The organism is Streptomyces sp. PTL18, from assembly GCF_059510295.1.
Genome location: NZ_JCAJZO010000002.1, coordinates 362,921 through 375,371 on the forward strand (window position 1 = coordinate 362,921; position 12,451 = coordinate 375,371).

The following is a 12,451-nucleotide window of genomic DNA, read 5'->3' on the forward strand; positions in this document are numbered from 1 at the left end:
ACCTGCTCCGCACGGCAAAACGGGCCCCGGGGCGCGCTGTGCGTCCCGGGGCCCGTGTGCTGCCGTGCCGGTGGAGGTTACGCCTCCGGCTTCTCCTCGGTGGCCTCGGCCTCGGCGGAGGCGTCCGCGGTGGCCTCAGCCTCCTCCGCCTCCTCCTCGTCGTCCAGGTCGACGATCTCGCCGTTGGTGTCCTTGACCGTCGCGGCCTCGACGACCAGCGCCAGGGCCTTGCCGCGGGCGACCTCGCCGACCAGCATCGGGACCTGGCCGCCCTCGACGACCGCCTGGGCGAACTGGTCGGGGGACATGCCGGAGGAGGCCGCGCGCCGCATGAGGTGCTCGGTGAGCTCCTCCTGGTTGACGTTGAGCTTCTCCTTGTTGACCAACTCGTCCAGGACGAACTGCGTCTTGATGCCCTTGATCGCGGCCTCGCGCGTCTCGGTCTCGAACTCCTCGGCGGTCTTGCCCTGGATCTCCAGGTACCGGTCGAGGGTCAGACCCATCTGGCCGAGCTGGTGGTGCTCGAGGTTGTGCTTGCGGGTGTTGATCTCGTCCTCGAGGAGCTTCTCGGGGACCGGGACCTCGACCAGCTCGAGCAGCTTGTCCAGGACCCGCTCCTGGGCCTGCGTGGCCTGGTCGTACTGCTTCATGTTCTCGAGGCGCTTGCGGCTGTCCGCCTTCAGCTCCTCCAGCGTGTCGAACTCGGACGCGAGCTGAGCGAACTCGTCGTCCAGCTCGGGCAGTTCCCGGGCGGCGACCTGGGTGACCTTGACGGTCACCTCGGCCTCCTTGCCGGCCGCCGAGCCGCCCTTCAGCTCGGAGGTGAAGGTGGCCTCCTCGTCGGCCGACAGGCCCTTCACGGCGTCGTCGATACCCTCCAGCAGCTCACCGGAGCCGATCGTGTAGGAGACGTCCTTGGCGACGCCGTCCTCCAGCACCTCGCCGTCGACCTTCGCCTCCAGGTCGATCGTCACCACGTCGCCGTCCTCGGCCGCGCGCTCGACCGGGGTCGTGGACGCGAAGCGGTCGCGCAGCTGCTGGACCGACTTCTCCACGTCCTCGTCGGTGACCTCGACGGCGTCGACCTCGACCTCGATGCCGGAGTAGTCCGGGATCTCGATGGTCGGGCGGACGTCGACCTCGGCGGTGAAGGACAGCAGCTCGTTGTCCTTCAGCTCGGTGATGTCGACCTCGGGCTGGCCCAGCGGGTTGAGCTCGGCCTCGTTGACCGCCTCGGTGTAGAGCTTGGGAAGCGCGTCGTTGACGGCCTCCTCCAGCACGGCGCCACGGCCGAACCGCTGGTCGATGACGCGGGCAGGGATCTTGCCCTTGCGGAAGCCCTTCACCGTGACCTGCTGGTTGATCTTCTTGTACGCCGCGTCGAGGCTGTCCTTGAGCTCCTCGAAGGGCACCTCAACAGTGAGCCGAACCCGGGTCGGGTTCAGGGTCTCCACGGCGCTCTTCACGGTTCGGTCTCCTTGTGGCTGACTTCTTGGGGTTCTGCCGGGCCTGCGCCACCCGGAGGGGGCGGGCATGCCTTCGGCGGATTCGCGGGCCCCTGCCTGAGAGACATGGCAGTGCAGACACACGGGCGCGCAGCTTGCATAGTAACCGCAGGCATGGAGCGCCCCCAAAGGCGATCACGCGAGTCGGCGCCGGGTCGTACCGGGCCGGTGGTCGGGGTGGCGGGATTTGAACCCACGGCCTTCCGCTCCCAAAGCGGACGCGCTACCAAGCTGCGCCACACCCCGTCTGGTGCGACACGTAGGGTACATGCCCGAACCGGCTCCGTCCGCCGCTTTGTGCACTGGTGTGCGCGCGGACCAACGCGTTGGCCTACGAGGCGGACGACCCGCTACGATGCCTTCTGTGCCGCGGTCGGTGACCTGCGGCGCGTCATGTTGCGGGCGTAGCTCAATGGTAGAGCCCTAGTCTTCCAAACTAGCTACGCGGGTTCGATTCCCGTCGCCCGCTCCGATGGCTCAGGGCCAGGTCGGAGGATCTTCCTCCGACCTGGCCCTGATCACTTGCGGGGTCCGGTCGGTCCGGCGTGTCCCCCGCGCGTCCCTTCGGCTCGCATTCTCCTTTCGTGCACAGCCGTCTTCCGCGCAGCCGTTCCGCCGACCGCGTGGCCGACGCGCCCCAGAGCCGTGGCAGGATCCGCGAGCATGGGGACTGAACAAGCGGATCGGCCCGTCGCCCTGGTCAGCGGGTCCACATCGGGGATCGGGGAGGCCGTCGCGCGGAGACTGGCGGCGGACGGGATGCGGGTCGTCGTGCACTCGCGGCGCAGCGTGCGGGCCGGGGAGGCGCTGGCGGCGGAGCTCGGCGGGACGTACGTGCGGGCGGATCTGGCGGTGGAGGAGGAGACCAGGGGACTGGTCGAGGCGGCGCTCGGCCGGTATGGGCGGCTGGACGTGCTGGTGAACAACGCGGGCATCAGCCGGCCGATCCCGCACGACGACCTGGCCGCGGCGACGCCGGCGGACTGGCGGCAGCTGCTGGAGGTCAACCTGGTCGCGCCGTGGGTGCTGTGCACGGCGGCACTTCCGGCGCTGCGCAGCTCCCCCGCGGGCGGCAGCATCGTGAACATCACCAGCCACGCCGGGGTGCGCCCCAAGGGTTCATCGGTGCCGTACGCGGCGAGCAAGGCCGCGCTGAACCACGTGACGCGGCTGCTCGCGGCCGCGCTCGGGCCCGAGGTGCGGGTCAACGCGGTGGCGCCGGGGCTGGTGGACACGCCGATGACGAAGGACTGGGCGCAGGCGCACCAGCTCTGGCGGGAGCGCGCGCCCATGCACCGTCCGGCCCGGCCCGCCGACGTGGCCGACCTGGTGGCGTCGGTGATCGCCAGCACCTATCTCACCGGCGAGGTGATCGTGCTCGACGGTGGGCTGAACCTGACGTGAGAAGCCCTCCCGACACCGCGCCTCTGGCGTGCCGTCCGGTCCCCGGACCCGCCGCGTCGGCCCCGGGGGCGACGCGGGGCGACGCGGGGCGACGCGGGCCCGGGAGGGTGCCGTCCGGCTCAGAAGCGGATCGAGTTGATCGTGTCCGCTATCGAGTTCAGAAAGCGGTTGATGGACGGGGCCATGCCGGTCGAGGCGAGGAAGAAGCCGAAGAGGATCGCCACGATCGCCGGTCCGGCCTTCATCGAGCCCCCTCGGATCATCACCACCAGGATGATCGCCAACAGCAGCACCACTGACAGCGAAATCGCCACAACTGATCACACCCTCGGTCGGTCCGCTCTCCCGGCCCGGGGCGCCGTCCGCCGCACACCCCGCCAGAACCATCGTGCCACCAACCGGCCCGCCCTATGCGGCTGCTGAAGCATCGTCGACCTCCTTGGCGGCAACTCGTCACGGCCGGGAGCGGGACACCATGGTCGACCCGGCGGTGCGGCAAGGAAATCCCGCAGTATCCGTACAGGAAATCCACACCGCTCGTTTCCCCGCCCGCACACCACGCGCTCAGGTTATTCGCAGGTATTCGGAACCGGCTTTTCAGCAGAGCGGATGGCGAGGCGTTACGCACCCTTTGACCGGGACGAACAGGGACATAACTTCCGCGTACGGGAGGCGAGTCGGCAGAATCGGAGATGTGCTCCGACGTAAAGCCCGTCCACCCGGCGGGTCTTACGAAATCAAAGGCGACGCCGGGGCGCCTCAGATGTTCCACGCCGCCTCTGCTCGACCCCCGGACCTGACCTGGTTCCCGTGTGCGCTGTTCGTCCGGCGGCTGACGGCTCCGATCCGGAAGCTGTCGGTGCCCGTCGCGGACGGGGCGCCCGCCGTCGCGTGGTGGGAGGTGCCGCGGATGAACCCGGCCTGGTTCCACCACCGCGACAGCGCACAGGAGTTGGGCGCGCCGTGGTGGTGCGGCGCGGTGCTGCTGCCGGCGCTGCCGGGCTGCTCGCCGGTGCTCAGCGCCTGCCTCTTCTCCTGGGTGCCGCGCCGGCCCCTGTGGTTCACCTCGCTGGGCGCGGGCACGTTGTCCGGCTACCTGCTGCACGGTTTCCTCGTGAAGGCGGCGGATCACCGTGGCCGGTACGACGCGGGGTGGCTCACCGGCCGCCGGGTGAGGCGTTCGTGACGGTGCCGGCGGGGGTTGTCGTGACCTTGCTGTGCACGGAACCGGTGCGCAGGGCTTTCCGGTTGGTGAGGAGCCGGAGACGAACCGGACGTTCAGGAGCGAGGCGGGGGCACGAACGGGTCGAGGCACCGGTCCTGCCGACGGCCCTCAGCCGGCGGCGGTGAGACCGAGGTACTCCCGCATGGCGGCGTACTTGCGGGTGAGCCGCTCGGCGGTGGGGGCGTCGAGGACGGCGAGCCGCCGGGGATCCGCGTTGTGGGCGAGGTCGGCGGCCTTCACCAGGCGGGCGCCGGGGGTGGCGAGAATGCGCCGCGCGTACGCCTCGGGGTCCTCGCCGGGCCGCTTGGTGACGGCCCGCACGACGGCCTTCGTCGTCGGGGACAACGGGGCGTTGTCGAGCCACTCCTCACTGAGGACGCCGTCCTCCACGGAGTCGTGCAGCCAGGCGGCGGCCACGAGTTCCTCTCCCCCGCCACGGGCGCGCACGCCCTCGGCGACGGCGGCGAGGTGCTCCGCGTAGGGCCGTCCGGCCTTGTCCCGCTGCGCGCAGTGCGCGGCGCGGGCGACGGCCTCGACCTCGGTCAGCGTCATGAGCGGCATGGACGGGCTCCCCCTGGTGTCGCGGGTCCTCAGCGCATCGCCTGCGCCGTCGGTCCCTCCCGGCAGATCAGCAGCAGCGCCCGGTCGTCGTTGACGTCCCTCGCGACCGCCTCGATGAGGTGCCAGGCCGCGCCGCGGAAGCCGCCGGAGACATAGCGGTCGGCCTCGCCCATGAGGCGGTCCATGCCCTCCACGATGTCGCGGTCGGACGTCTCCACCAGGCCGTCCGTGAAGAGCATCAGCACGTCGCCGGGGCGCAGCGTGCCCTTCACGGAGTCGAACTGGGCGCCTTCGTACACACCGAGGAGCGGTCCCTCGGCCGCCTTCTCCTCCCACCGGCCGCTGCCCGCGCTCAGCTGCAGGCCCGGCGGGTGCCCGGCGGAATAGAGTTCGTAGTCGCCCGACTCCAGGTCCAGCACCAGATGGATGGAGGTGGCGAAACCCTCGTCCCAGTCCTGGCGGAGGAGGTAGCCGTTCGCCGCGGGCAGGAACGCATGCGGCGGGAGCGATCCCAGCAGTCCGCCGAACGCCCCGGACAGCAGCAGGGCGCGCGAACCGGCGTCCATGCCCTTGCCGGAGACGTCGGTGAGGACGACCTCCAGTGTGCGGCCCCCGTTGGTGCGGGCCGCCACCACGAAGTCACCGGAGAAGGACTGGCCGCCGGCCGGTCTGAGCGCCATCTCGCGGTGCCAGCCCAGCGGCAGCTTCGGCAGCTTGCTCTGGACCCGGATGCGTTCGCGCAGGTCGAAGAGCATGGTGCCGCCGCGCCGCCACGGCACCCCGACCCGGCTGCGGAACTGGGCGATCAGCAGCCCGAAGAAGCCGCAGGCCGCGACCACGAGCACGATGCCCGGGGTGACACGGGACGCCCCCTCCGTGTAGGGGCCGAGTTTGACGGACTCGACGATCAGCGCGGTCGCCGCGGCGGCGTACAGGCCGAGCAGGCTGGAGGGGCGCAGCAGCAGTCCGCCGGCGACGATGGGGAGGACGAGGACGGCCGGTGAGCACCAGATCGGATCGGCCAGGGTGACCGCCGCGATCAGCGGGATCGTCAGGAGCAGGCCGGCCAGCGCCACCCAGTCCGAGCCGTCCCCGCGGAAGTAGTCCACGGCGGATCGGCGCACGCCGGTGCGGGCCCGGTGCCACTGTTTCCTCAACCGGGCGGTGAACGTCTCGGCTTCCGCGCGCCGCTCTCGTCCTGCTGCCATTGCTCGGGACCCTATCCATCGGACCAGCCCCTTGGCAGGGGAGGTCCCACTTGTCCCCCGTCCGAGCGCTGAACTTCACAGGGAACGGCGCCCTGCAACGGGGGAGAAATTCCCTCGCTCGTCCCGTATTGCCCTGATAGGCATGGCATATGACGACGGACATGCGGGTGCCGCGGCAGGACGAATCGGACACCTGGTACGACGCCCCGGTCCGGGCTTCGGCGGCACGGACCCGACACCCGAAGAGCGTGCGTCGGACCGCGGACTCACCTGATTCGACCGATCCCGACGACGGCGCCGGTCGTGCGGGCGCGGCCGGCCGACGGCGCCCGGCGGCACCTGGTGTCCGACGTCCGGCGCTGCAAGCCGCGGCTGCGGGACGTTCTCCACCTGCGTCCCGTCGATGTCGGCGCGGCCCTCGAGGCCCGGACGTACCGGACGCCGGTGGATGTGGTGTTCGAGGTCGAGGGGGCCTTCTGTCCGTGGAACGAGGGGCGGTGGCGACCGACGGGCGACGCGAAGGGCGCCTCCTGCGCGCGGACGGCGGACCCGGCCGATCCCGCGTCGCCGGTCCGGGAGTTGGGGGCGGCGTGGCTCTACGACCGCTGGCAGCCGGGGCACCAGAACAGGTTGCGGGCGGCGAGGGAGGCGGTGCGGATCCCGCCTCCGCAGAGGTGACAGGGCAGGCCGGCCCTGCGGTACACGTACACCTCGCCGCCGTGGTCGTCGACCCGGGGCGGGCGGCCCATGGCCTCGGGGGTGTGTTCGGGCCGCACCGTGTCGATCCGGTTGGCGCGGACCCCCTCGCGCATCAGGGCGACGAGGTCGGTCCAGATCACGTCCCACTCGGCGGCCGTGATGTCCCTGCCGGGCCGGTAGGGGTCGATGCCGTGCCGGAAGAGGACCTCGGCGCGGTAGACGTTGCCGACTCCCGCGATGACCTTCTGGTCCATGAGCAGGGCGGCGATGCTCGTGCGGCTGCGACGGACGCGCCGGTGGGCGACCTCGGGATCGGCGTCGGCGCGCAGCGGGTCCGGTCCGAGACGGCCGTGGACGGCGGCCTTCTCCTCGTCGGTGACCAGGGCGCAGGTGGTCGGGCCGCGCAGGTCGACGTACGCGATGGGGTTCACCAGGCGCAGGCGGACCGTGTCCGCGGGCGGGGGCGCGGGGGCGTCGCCGAAGGTGACCTTGCCGAAGAGGCCGAGGTGGACATGGACCCAGTCGGCGCCGCGGAAGCCGAGGAAGAGGTGCTTGCCGTGGGCGTCGGCGGTGCGCAGCTCGGCCCCGTCGAGGAGGGCGGCGGCATCGGCGAACTTGCCCTGGGGGCTGGTGACGGTGACGGCGCCGCCGGCGAACCGGGCCGCGTAGTCCCGGGCCAGCCGGTGGATGGTGTGCCCCTCTGGCACGGCTTCTTACGACCTTTCACAACACCGGGGCGCCGGCAGGGGGCACACCGCCCCCTGCCCCGACCCTGACTGCCGGTTCTCAGTCCTGCGGGTGGTGCGGCGGGATCGCCGGCAGCTCTCCCGTGGTCTCGTACGAGGAGAGCATGTCGATGCGCCGCACATGGCGCTCGTCACCCGAGAACGGGGTCTTCAGGAACGTCTCGACGAACTTCGTCGCCTCCTCCCCCGTGTGCATCCGGGCACCCACGGCGACGACGTTCGCGTTGTTGTGCTGCCGGCCGAGGGAGGCCGTCTCCTCGCTCCAGGCGAGGGCGGCCCGCACGCCCTTCACCTTGTTCGCGGCGATCTGCTCGCCGTTGCCGGAGCCGCCGATCACGATGCCGAGGGAGTCCGTGTCCGCGGCCGTCCGCTCCGCGGCGCGGAGGCAGAACGGCGGGTAGTCGTCCTGGGCGTCGTAGATGTGGGGCCCGCAGTCGACGGGCTCGTGGCCGGCGGCCTTGAGCCACTCGACGAGGTGGTTCTTCAGTTCGAAACCGGCATGGTCGGAGCCGAGGTACACGCGCATGGTCCGAGTGTGTCACGTCCGTCGCGGGCCGGCCTCGCGGGGTGACAGCCGGGAAAGATGTGAGCCACACCATAGAACCTCAAGAAAACCTCAAGTAACAATCGGGATTCAAAGGTTCCCGATTTTGTTCGCCTCCGATTCACTGGACCGGCTCGTACACCGTTCGTACGTCCCCTGGTACGGGGCAGTAGGTGTCCGTCCGTACGTGTGTCCCCTCCTGTTTCTCGTACACCCGGCGCAAAGGAATCACCGCTTATGACTTCGCAGCCGACCCCCACCCAGGCCGGAAACGCATCCGGCCGCCCCGGAGAACCCGGCGGCGGCCTTCAGGCCGGACTCAAGAACCGTCATCTGTCGATGATCGCCATCGGCGGTGTCATCGGCGCCGGCCTGTTCGTCGGTTCCAGCTCCGGCATCGCCACCGCCGGCCCCGGCATCCTGCTCTCGTACGCCCTCGTCGGCACGCTCGTGGTGCTGGTGATGCGGATGCTGGGCGAGATGTCCGCCGCGAACCCCACCTCGGGCTCCTTCTCCGCGCACGCGGACCGGGCGCTCGGCCGCTGGGCCGGATTCTCGATCGGCTGGCTGTACTGGTTCTTCTGGGTGGTCGTCCTCGCCGTGGAGGCCACCGCGGGCGCCAAGATCCTCTCCGGGTGGGTCCCGGCCGTGCCGCAGTGGGGCTGGGCGCTCATCGTCATGATCGTGCTGACCGCGACCAACCTGGTCTCCGTCGGCTCCTACGGTGAGTTCGAGTTCTGGTTCGCCGGAATCAAGGTCGTGGCGATCGGCGTGTTCATCGTCATCGGTCTGCTCGCCGTCTTCGGCGTGCTGCCGGGCGCGCACGCCGACAAGGCGAGCTTCGGCAACCTGACCGACCACGGCGGTTTCCTGCCGCACGGCCCCGGCGCCATCCTCACCGGGGTGCTGCTGGTCGTGTTCTCCTTCATGGGCAGCGAGATCGCCACGCTGGCGGCCGGTGAGTCGGAGGACCCGCAGCGGGCGGTCACCAAGTCGACGAACAGCATCATCTGGCGCATCGCCGTCTTCTACCTGGGCTCGATCCTCGTGGTCGTCTCGCTGCTGCCGTGGAACGACCCGTCGATCAAGGACAAGGGCTCCTACGTCGCCGCCCTGGACTCGCTCGGCATCGCGCACGCCGGCCAGATCATGAACGTCATCGTGCTGACGTCGGTGCTGTCCTGTCTGAACTCCGGCCTCTACACCGCCTCCCGTATGGCCTTCTCGCTGGGCGCGCGGGGCGACGCGCCGAAGGCGTTCGCGCGGACCACGTCCCGGGGCGTGCCGATGGCTGCGATCGTGGCGTCGGTCGTGTTCGGCTTCGTGGCCGTCTTCTTCAACTACAAGTTCCCGGACTCGGTCTTCCTCTTCCTGGTCAACTCCAGCGGTGCGGTCGCCCTGTTCGTCTGGCTGGTGATCTGCTTCTCCCAGCTGCGGATGCGGAAGATCATCCAGCGGGAGGCACCGGAGAAGCTGGTCGTGAGGATGTGGCTGTACCCGTACCTGACCTGGGCGACGGCCGCGCTGATCGTGTTCGTCCTCGGTTACATGCTGACCGACACGGAGCACGACGGACGCGAGACGGTGCTGCTGTCGCTGCTCGTCGCGGCGGTGGTGCTGGTGATCGCCGTGGTGAAGGAGCGGATCGGGGGCAACCGCGCGGCCGCGGCCACCGAGGCACCGGCCGACAAGGTCTCCATCGGCTGATCCGGCCGCGCACGGACATGGCCGCATGACCTGACGGAACCTGTCAGGTCATGCGGCCGTCGTGCGTCGCACGACCGGGACGGACGACCGCACCACCCCACCCTGCCCGGCCCGGGGGACGCCGGCCACGAGGCCGAACTGCCGCGTTCAGGTGGCCGCGGCGGCCGAACCGTACGGGCCGGCGCAGCGACGCCGAGACGTGCGAGAGGCTCGCCGGGCCGAAGGGTCGGTCGACCCGGCGAACCTCCTCGGCGGCAACTGCGGCCCGACGGGCGTCAGCGCCTGACGAGCTTCCAGGCGGCGGGCAGCAGGCCCATCGCCAGGGCCGCCTTGAGGGCGTCGCCGATCAGGAACGGGGTGAGGCCGGCCGCGATCGCCTGGGAGGCGGACATGTGGGCGGCCAGCGCCAGGTAGGGGACTCCGACCGCGTAGATGACCGCCTCGCCGAGGACCATCGTGCCCGCCATGCGCAGCGGGGAGCGGTCGGCGCCGCGGCGGGCCAGGGCGCCCACGGCCGCGGAGGCGAGCAGCATGCCGATGACGTAGCCGAAGGAGACGGCACCCGCGCCGGAGGCGCCGCCCGCGAACCACGGCACACCCGCCACACCGGCGAGCGCGTACAGGCCGAGCGAGAGGAAGCCGCGGCGGGCGCCGAGAGCGGTGCCGACGAGCAGCGCGGCGAAGGTCTGGCCGGTCACCGGCACCGGGGACCCGGGCACCGGGACCGACAGCTGGGCGGCGAGGCCGGTGAGCACGGCGCCGCCGAGCACGACGGCGGCGTCGCGGACGCGGGACGCGGGCAGCAGGTCGGCGAGGACTGCGCCGGGGCGAGCGGTGGCGGTGGCGGTGCTCATGGGGACTCCGCGGGGTGGTGTGGACATGCCGGGACAGCCCGACGCTATCCCAGCGGCCTGCGGGCGATCACCGTCGGTGCTCGACAAAGGCTGGAACGACGAGTTCATGCACTTTCGACAAAAGATGCTGCTTACACGCGTCCGGACGTGACTTCGGTCACCGAGCTGGAGACGTTCTGTCGACGCATCCCCGGTCACCGGAAACTGTGGAGACTCAACAAAGCCCCGCGCGGGTCCGCCTCGCCCGTCGGCCACCGTCCGGGCCAGCGGTGGGCCAGCGGCGGCCCGTTCTTGCCGGCTTCGTGGACGGCTCCTCCGCGCCCCGTAGCACCGCACCCACTCCGGTCCCCCTTTTCCCCACCGCCGACGGCCACCGGCGGCGCACCAGAGCCGGCGTCATGCGCCTGCCGCACCTGGAGCCCGGAACCCCGGAGCCGGGCACCGTTCACCGCGTAACCGGTGCATCACGCCCCGTACATCCGGCGTCCGGATAGTGGGCATCCTCTCCGTGTGATCGGGGAGGCTGCCCACACTGTGGGCGTTTTGCCCACCTCACCCCGGGACGAGCCGCCCCCATGCCCAGCAGCACCACCGTCGGGACACCGCCGACCGACGACGTCTCCCTCTCCCACGGCCTCAAGCAGCGCCATCTGTCGATGATCGCCCTCGGCGGAGTGATCGGCGCCGGCCTGTTCGTCGGGTCCGGCGCGGGCATCGCCGCGGCCGGGCCGTCGATCGTGATCGCGTACGCCGTCTCCGGCCTGCTCGTCATGCTGGTGATGCGGATGCTGGGCGAGATGTCGGCCGCGTATCCCTCGTCGGGTTCCTTCTCCGCGCACGCCGAGCGGGCCATCGGCCCCTGGGCGGGCTTCACCGCGGGCTGGTCGTTCTGGGTGCTGCTGTGCACGGCGGTCGGCCTGGAGGGCATCGGCGCCGCGAAGATCGTCACCGGCTGGCTGCCGGGCACGCCGGAATGGGCGTGGGTGGCGCTGTTCATGCTGGTCTTCTGCGCGGCGAACCTGGCCGCCGTGAAGAACTTCGGCGAGTTCGAGTTCTGGTTCGCGGCGCTGAAGGTCGGCGCGATCACCCTGTTCCTGGTGCTCGGTGTGCTGGCGATCGCGGGCGTGCTGCCCGGCACCGACTCCCCCGGCGCCTCGCACCTGACCGACTTCCTGCCGCACGGCAGCGAGGGCCTGGTCGTCGGCCTGCTCGCGTCGGTGTTCGCGTACGGCGGCCTGGAGACCGTCACCATCGCGGCGGCCGAGTCGCAGGACCCGGTCAAGGGCGTGGCGAGCGCGGTGCGGACGGCGATGTGGCGCATCGCGGTGTTCTACGTCGGTTCCATGGCGGTCATCGTCACGCTCGTCCCCTGGAACGCGAAGGAGGTCGTCGAGAAGGGCCCGTACGTGGCCACCCTCGACCACCTGGGCATCCCGGCCGCCGGGCAGCTGATGAACGTGGTGGTGCTGGTCGCGCTGCTGTCCGCGATGAACGCCAACATCTACGGCTCCTCGCGCATCGCCTACTCGCTGGTGGAGCGCGGCCAGGGCCCGAAGGCGCTGGGCAGGGTCTCCGGCGGTGTCCCGCGGATCGCGGTGCTGGCCTCCTCGGTCTTCGGATTCGTGTGCGTGGTGCTGAGCTACTGGCGGCCGGACGACGTCTTCCCCTGGCTGCTGAACATGATCGGCGCGGTGATCCTGGTCGTCTGGCTCTTCATCGCGGTCTCGCAGCTGCGCCTGCGCCGCCGTCTGGAGCGGGAGGCGCCCGGGAAGCCGGCCGTGCGGATGTGGGCGTTCCCCCTGCTGACGTGGGTCGCGCTGGCCGGCATGGTGGCGATCTTCGTGCTGATGGCGCGGCAGCCGGACACCCGCGTGCAGCTGTACTCGACGGGCGGAATGACCCTGTTCCTGGCAGGCGTCGGCTACGCCTGGCAGAGGGCGCGCGCCGGGCGCTGACGCCCGGACCGCCGCGGGGTCCGGCGCCCGCGGTGCCCCCCTT

General features: G+C 71.0%; 11 protein-coding genes, 2 tRNA genes and 1 pseudogene. 6 read left to right on the forward strand and 8 right to left on the reverse strand.

The annotated features are described in order from the left end of the window. Positions 1-77: 77 nt before the first annotated feature. Together tig and AC5WS8_RS06040 are read right to left on the reverse strand one after the other, a co-directional pair. Positions 78-1,466, reverse strand: a complete 1,389-nt coding sequence (gene tig / locus AC5WS8_RS06035; RefSeq protein ID WP_496102228.1) for a trigger factor — start codon at positions 1,464-1,466, stop codon at positions 78-80. A 208-nt stretch (positions 1,467-1,674) separates the two neighbouring features. Then, positions 1,675-1,751: transfer RNA gene (locus tag AC5WS8_RS06040), tRNA-Pro, on the reverse strand. Between the two features lie 152 nt (positions 1,752-1,903). On the opposite strand from AC5WS8_RS06040, the gene AC5WS8_RS06045 reads away from it, so the two are divergent. Together AC5WS8_RS06045 and AC5WS8_RS06050 are read left to right on the forward strand one after the other, a co-directional pair. After that, positions 1,904-1,974, forward strand: a tRNA-Gly gene (locus AC5WS8_RS06045). A 194-nt stretch (positions 1,975-2,168) separates the two neighbouring features. Next, the gene (locus tag AC5WS8_RS06050) at positions 2,169-2,909 is read left to right on the forward strand and encodes an SDR family NAD(P)-dependent oxidoreductase (protein WP_496102229.1); all 741 of its coding nucleotides are present in this window, start codon (positions 2,169-2,171) and stop codon (positions 2,907-2,909) included. A 119-nt stretch (positions 2,910-3,028) separates the two neighbouring features. On the opposite strand, the gene AC5WS8_RS06055 is transcribed toward AC5WS8_RS06050, so the two are convergent. Continuing rightward, positions 3,029-3,223 carry a hypothetical protein gene (locus tag AC5WS8_RS06055; protein WP_496102230.1) on the reverse strand — a complete coding sequence of 65 codons (195 nt, stop codon included), beginning with the start codon at positions 3,221-3,223 and terminating at the stop codon, positions 3,029-3,031. Positions 3,224-3,672: 449 nt separating this feature from the next. Between AC5WS8_RS06055 and AC5WS8_RS06060 the strand changes: the two genes are divergently transcribed. Then, positions 3,673-4,095 carry a hypothetical protein gene (locus AC5WS8_RS06060; protein ID WP_496102231.1) on the forward strand — a complete coding sequence of 141 codons (423 nt, stop codon included), beginning with the start codon at positions 3,673-3,675 and terminating at the stop codon, positions 4,093-4,095. Between the two features lie 147 nt (positions 4,096-4,242). Here AC5WS8_RS06060 and AC5WS8_RS06065 read toward each other — a convergent pair whose 3' ends face one another. Together AC5WS8_RS06065 and AC5WS8_RS06070 are read right to left on the reverse strand one after the other, a co-directional pair. Continuing rightward, positions 4,243-4,695 (reverse strand): HD domain-containing protein, encoded by a 453-nt coding sequence (locus tag AC5WS8_RS06065; RefSeq protein WP_496102232.1) that lies wholly within the window; start codon positions 4,693-4,695, stop codon positions 4,243-4,245. Positions 4,696-4,724: 29 nt separating this feature from the next. Beyond that, a complete protein-coding gene (locus AC5WS8_RS06070; RefSeq protein ID WP_496102233.1) occupies positions 4,725-5,903 on the reverse strand; it encodes a SpoIIE family protein phosphatase in 1,179 nt (392 codons plus the stop codon). Between the two features lie 288 nt (positions 5,904-6,191). Between AC5WS8_RS06070 and AC5WS8_RS06075 the strand changes: the two are divergent. Beyond that, a pseudogene (locus tag AC5WS8_RS06075) lies at positions 6,192-6,500 on the forward strand (sterol carrier protein domain-containing protein); the annotation flags it as partial. On the opposite strand, the gene AC5WS8_RS06080 reads toward AC5WS8_RS06075, so the two are convergent. Both AC5WS8_RS06080 and AC5WS8_RS06085 read right to left on the reverse strand, forming a co-directional pair. Then, on the reverse strand, positions 6,500-7,309 hold the full coding sequence (locus AC5WS8_RS06080; RefSeq protein ID WP_496102234.1) for an Fpg/Nei family DNA glycosylase: 810 nt from the start codon (positions 7,307-7,309) through the stop codon (positions 6,500-6,502). The pseudogene AC5WS8_RS06075 and the gene AC5WS8_RS06080 sit on opposite strands and share 1 nt — an antisense overlap. Positions 7,310-7,388: 79 nt before the next feature. Beyond that, positions 7,389-7,874, reverse strand: coding sequence for a ribose-5-phosphate isomerase (locus AC5WS8_RS06085; protein WP_496102235.1), 486 nt, complete (start codon positions 7,872-7,874; stop codon positions 7,389-7,391). 255 nt (positions 7,875-8,129) lie between these two features. Here AC5WS8_RS06085 and AC5WS8_RS06090 point away from each other — a divergent pair, with 255 nt between their 5' ends. Further along, positions 8,130-9,599, forward strand: a complete 1,470-nt coding sequence (locus tag AC5WS8_RS06090) for an amino acid permease (RefSeq protein WP_496102236.1) — start codon at positions 8,130-8,132, stop codon at positions 9,597-9,599. Between the two features lie 275 nt (positions 9,600-9,874). Here the strand turns inward: AC5WS8_RS06090 and AC5WS8_RS06095 are convergent, their stop codons facing one another. Continuing rightward, positions 9,875-10,453 (reverse strand): biotin transporter BioY, encoded by a 579-nt coding sequence (locus AC5WS8_RS06095; protein WP_496102237.1) that lies wholly within the window; start codon positions 10,451-10,453, stop codon positions 9,875-9,877. A 575-nt stretch (positions 10,454-11,028) separates the two neighbouring features. On the opposite strand from AC5WS8_RS06095, the gene AC5WS8_RS06100 reads away from it, so the two are divergent. Then, complete coding sequence (locus tag AC5WS8_RS06100) at positions 11,029-12,408, forward strand: amino acid permease (protein WP_496102238.1); 1,380 nt, start codon at positions 11,029-11,031, stop codon at positions 12,406-12,408. Positions 12,409-12,451: the final 43 nt, after the last annotated feature.

Coding starts and splice junctions, on each gene's coding strand:
- AC5WS8_RS06050 (WP_496102229.1), top strand. CDS start 2,169: ATGGGGACTGAACAAGCGGATCGGCCCGTCGCCCTGGTCAGCGGGTCC.
- AC5WS8_RS06060 (WP_496102231.1), top strand. CDS start 3,673: ATGTTCCACGCCGCCTCTGCTCGACCCCCGGACCTGACCTGGTTCCCG.
- AC5WS8_RS06065 (WP_496102232.1), bottom strand. CDS start 4,695: ATGCCGCTCATGACGCTGACCGAGGTCGAGGCCGTCGCCCGCGCCGCG.
- AC5WS8_RS06070 (WP_496102233.1), bottom strand. CDS start 5,903: ATGGCAGCAGGACGAGAGCGGCGCGCGGAAGCCGAGACGTTCACCGCC.
- AC5WS8_RS06085 (WP_496102235.1), bottom strand. CDS start 7,874: ATGCGCGTGTACCTCGGCTCCGACCATGCCGGTTTCGAACTGAAGAAC.
- AC5WS8_RS06090 (WP_496102236.1), top strand. CDS start 8,130: ATGACTTCGCAGCCGACCCCCACCCAGGCCGGAAACGCATCCGGCCGC.
- AC5WS8_RS06095 (WP_496102237.1), bottom strand. CDS start 10,453: ATGAGCACCGCCACCGCCACCGCTCGCCCCGGCGCAGTCCTCGCCGAC.
- AC5WS8_RS06100 (WP_496102238.1), top strand. CDS start 11,029: ATGCCCAGCAGCACCACCGTCGGGACACCGCCGACCGACGACGTCTCC.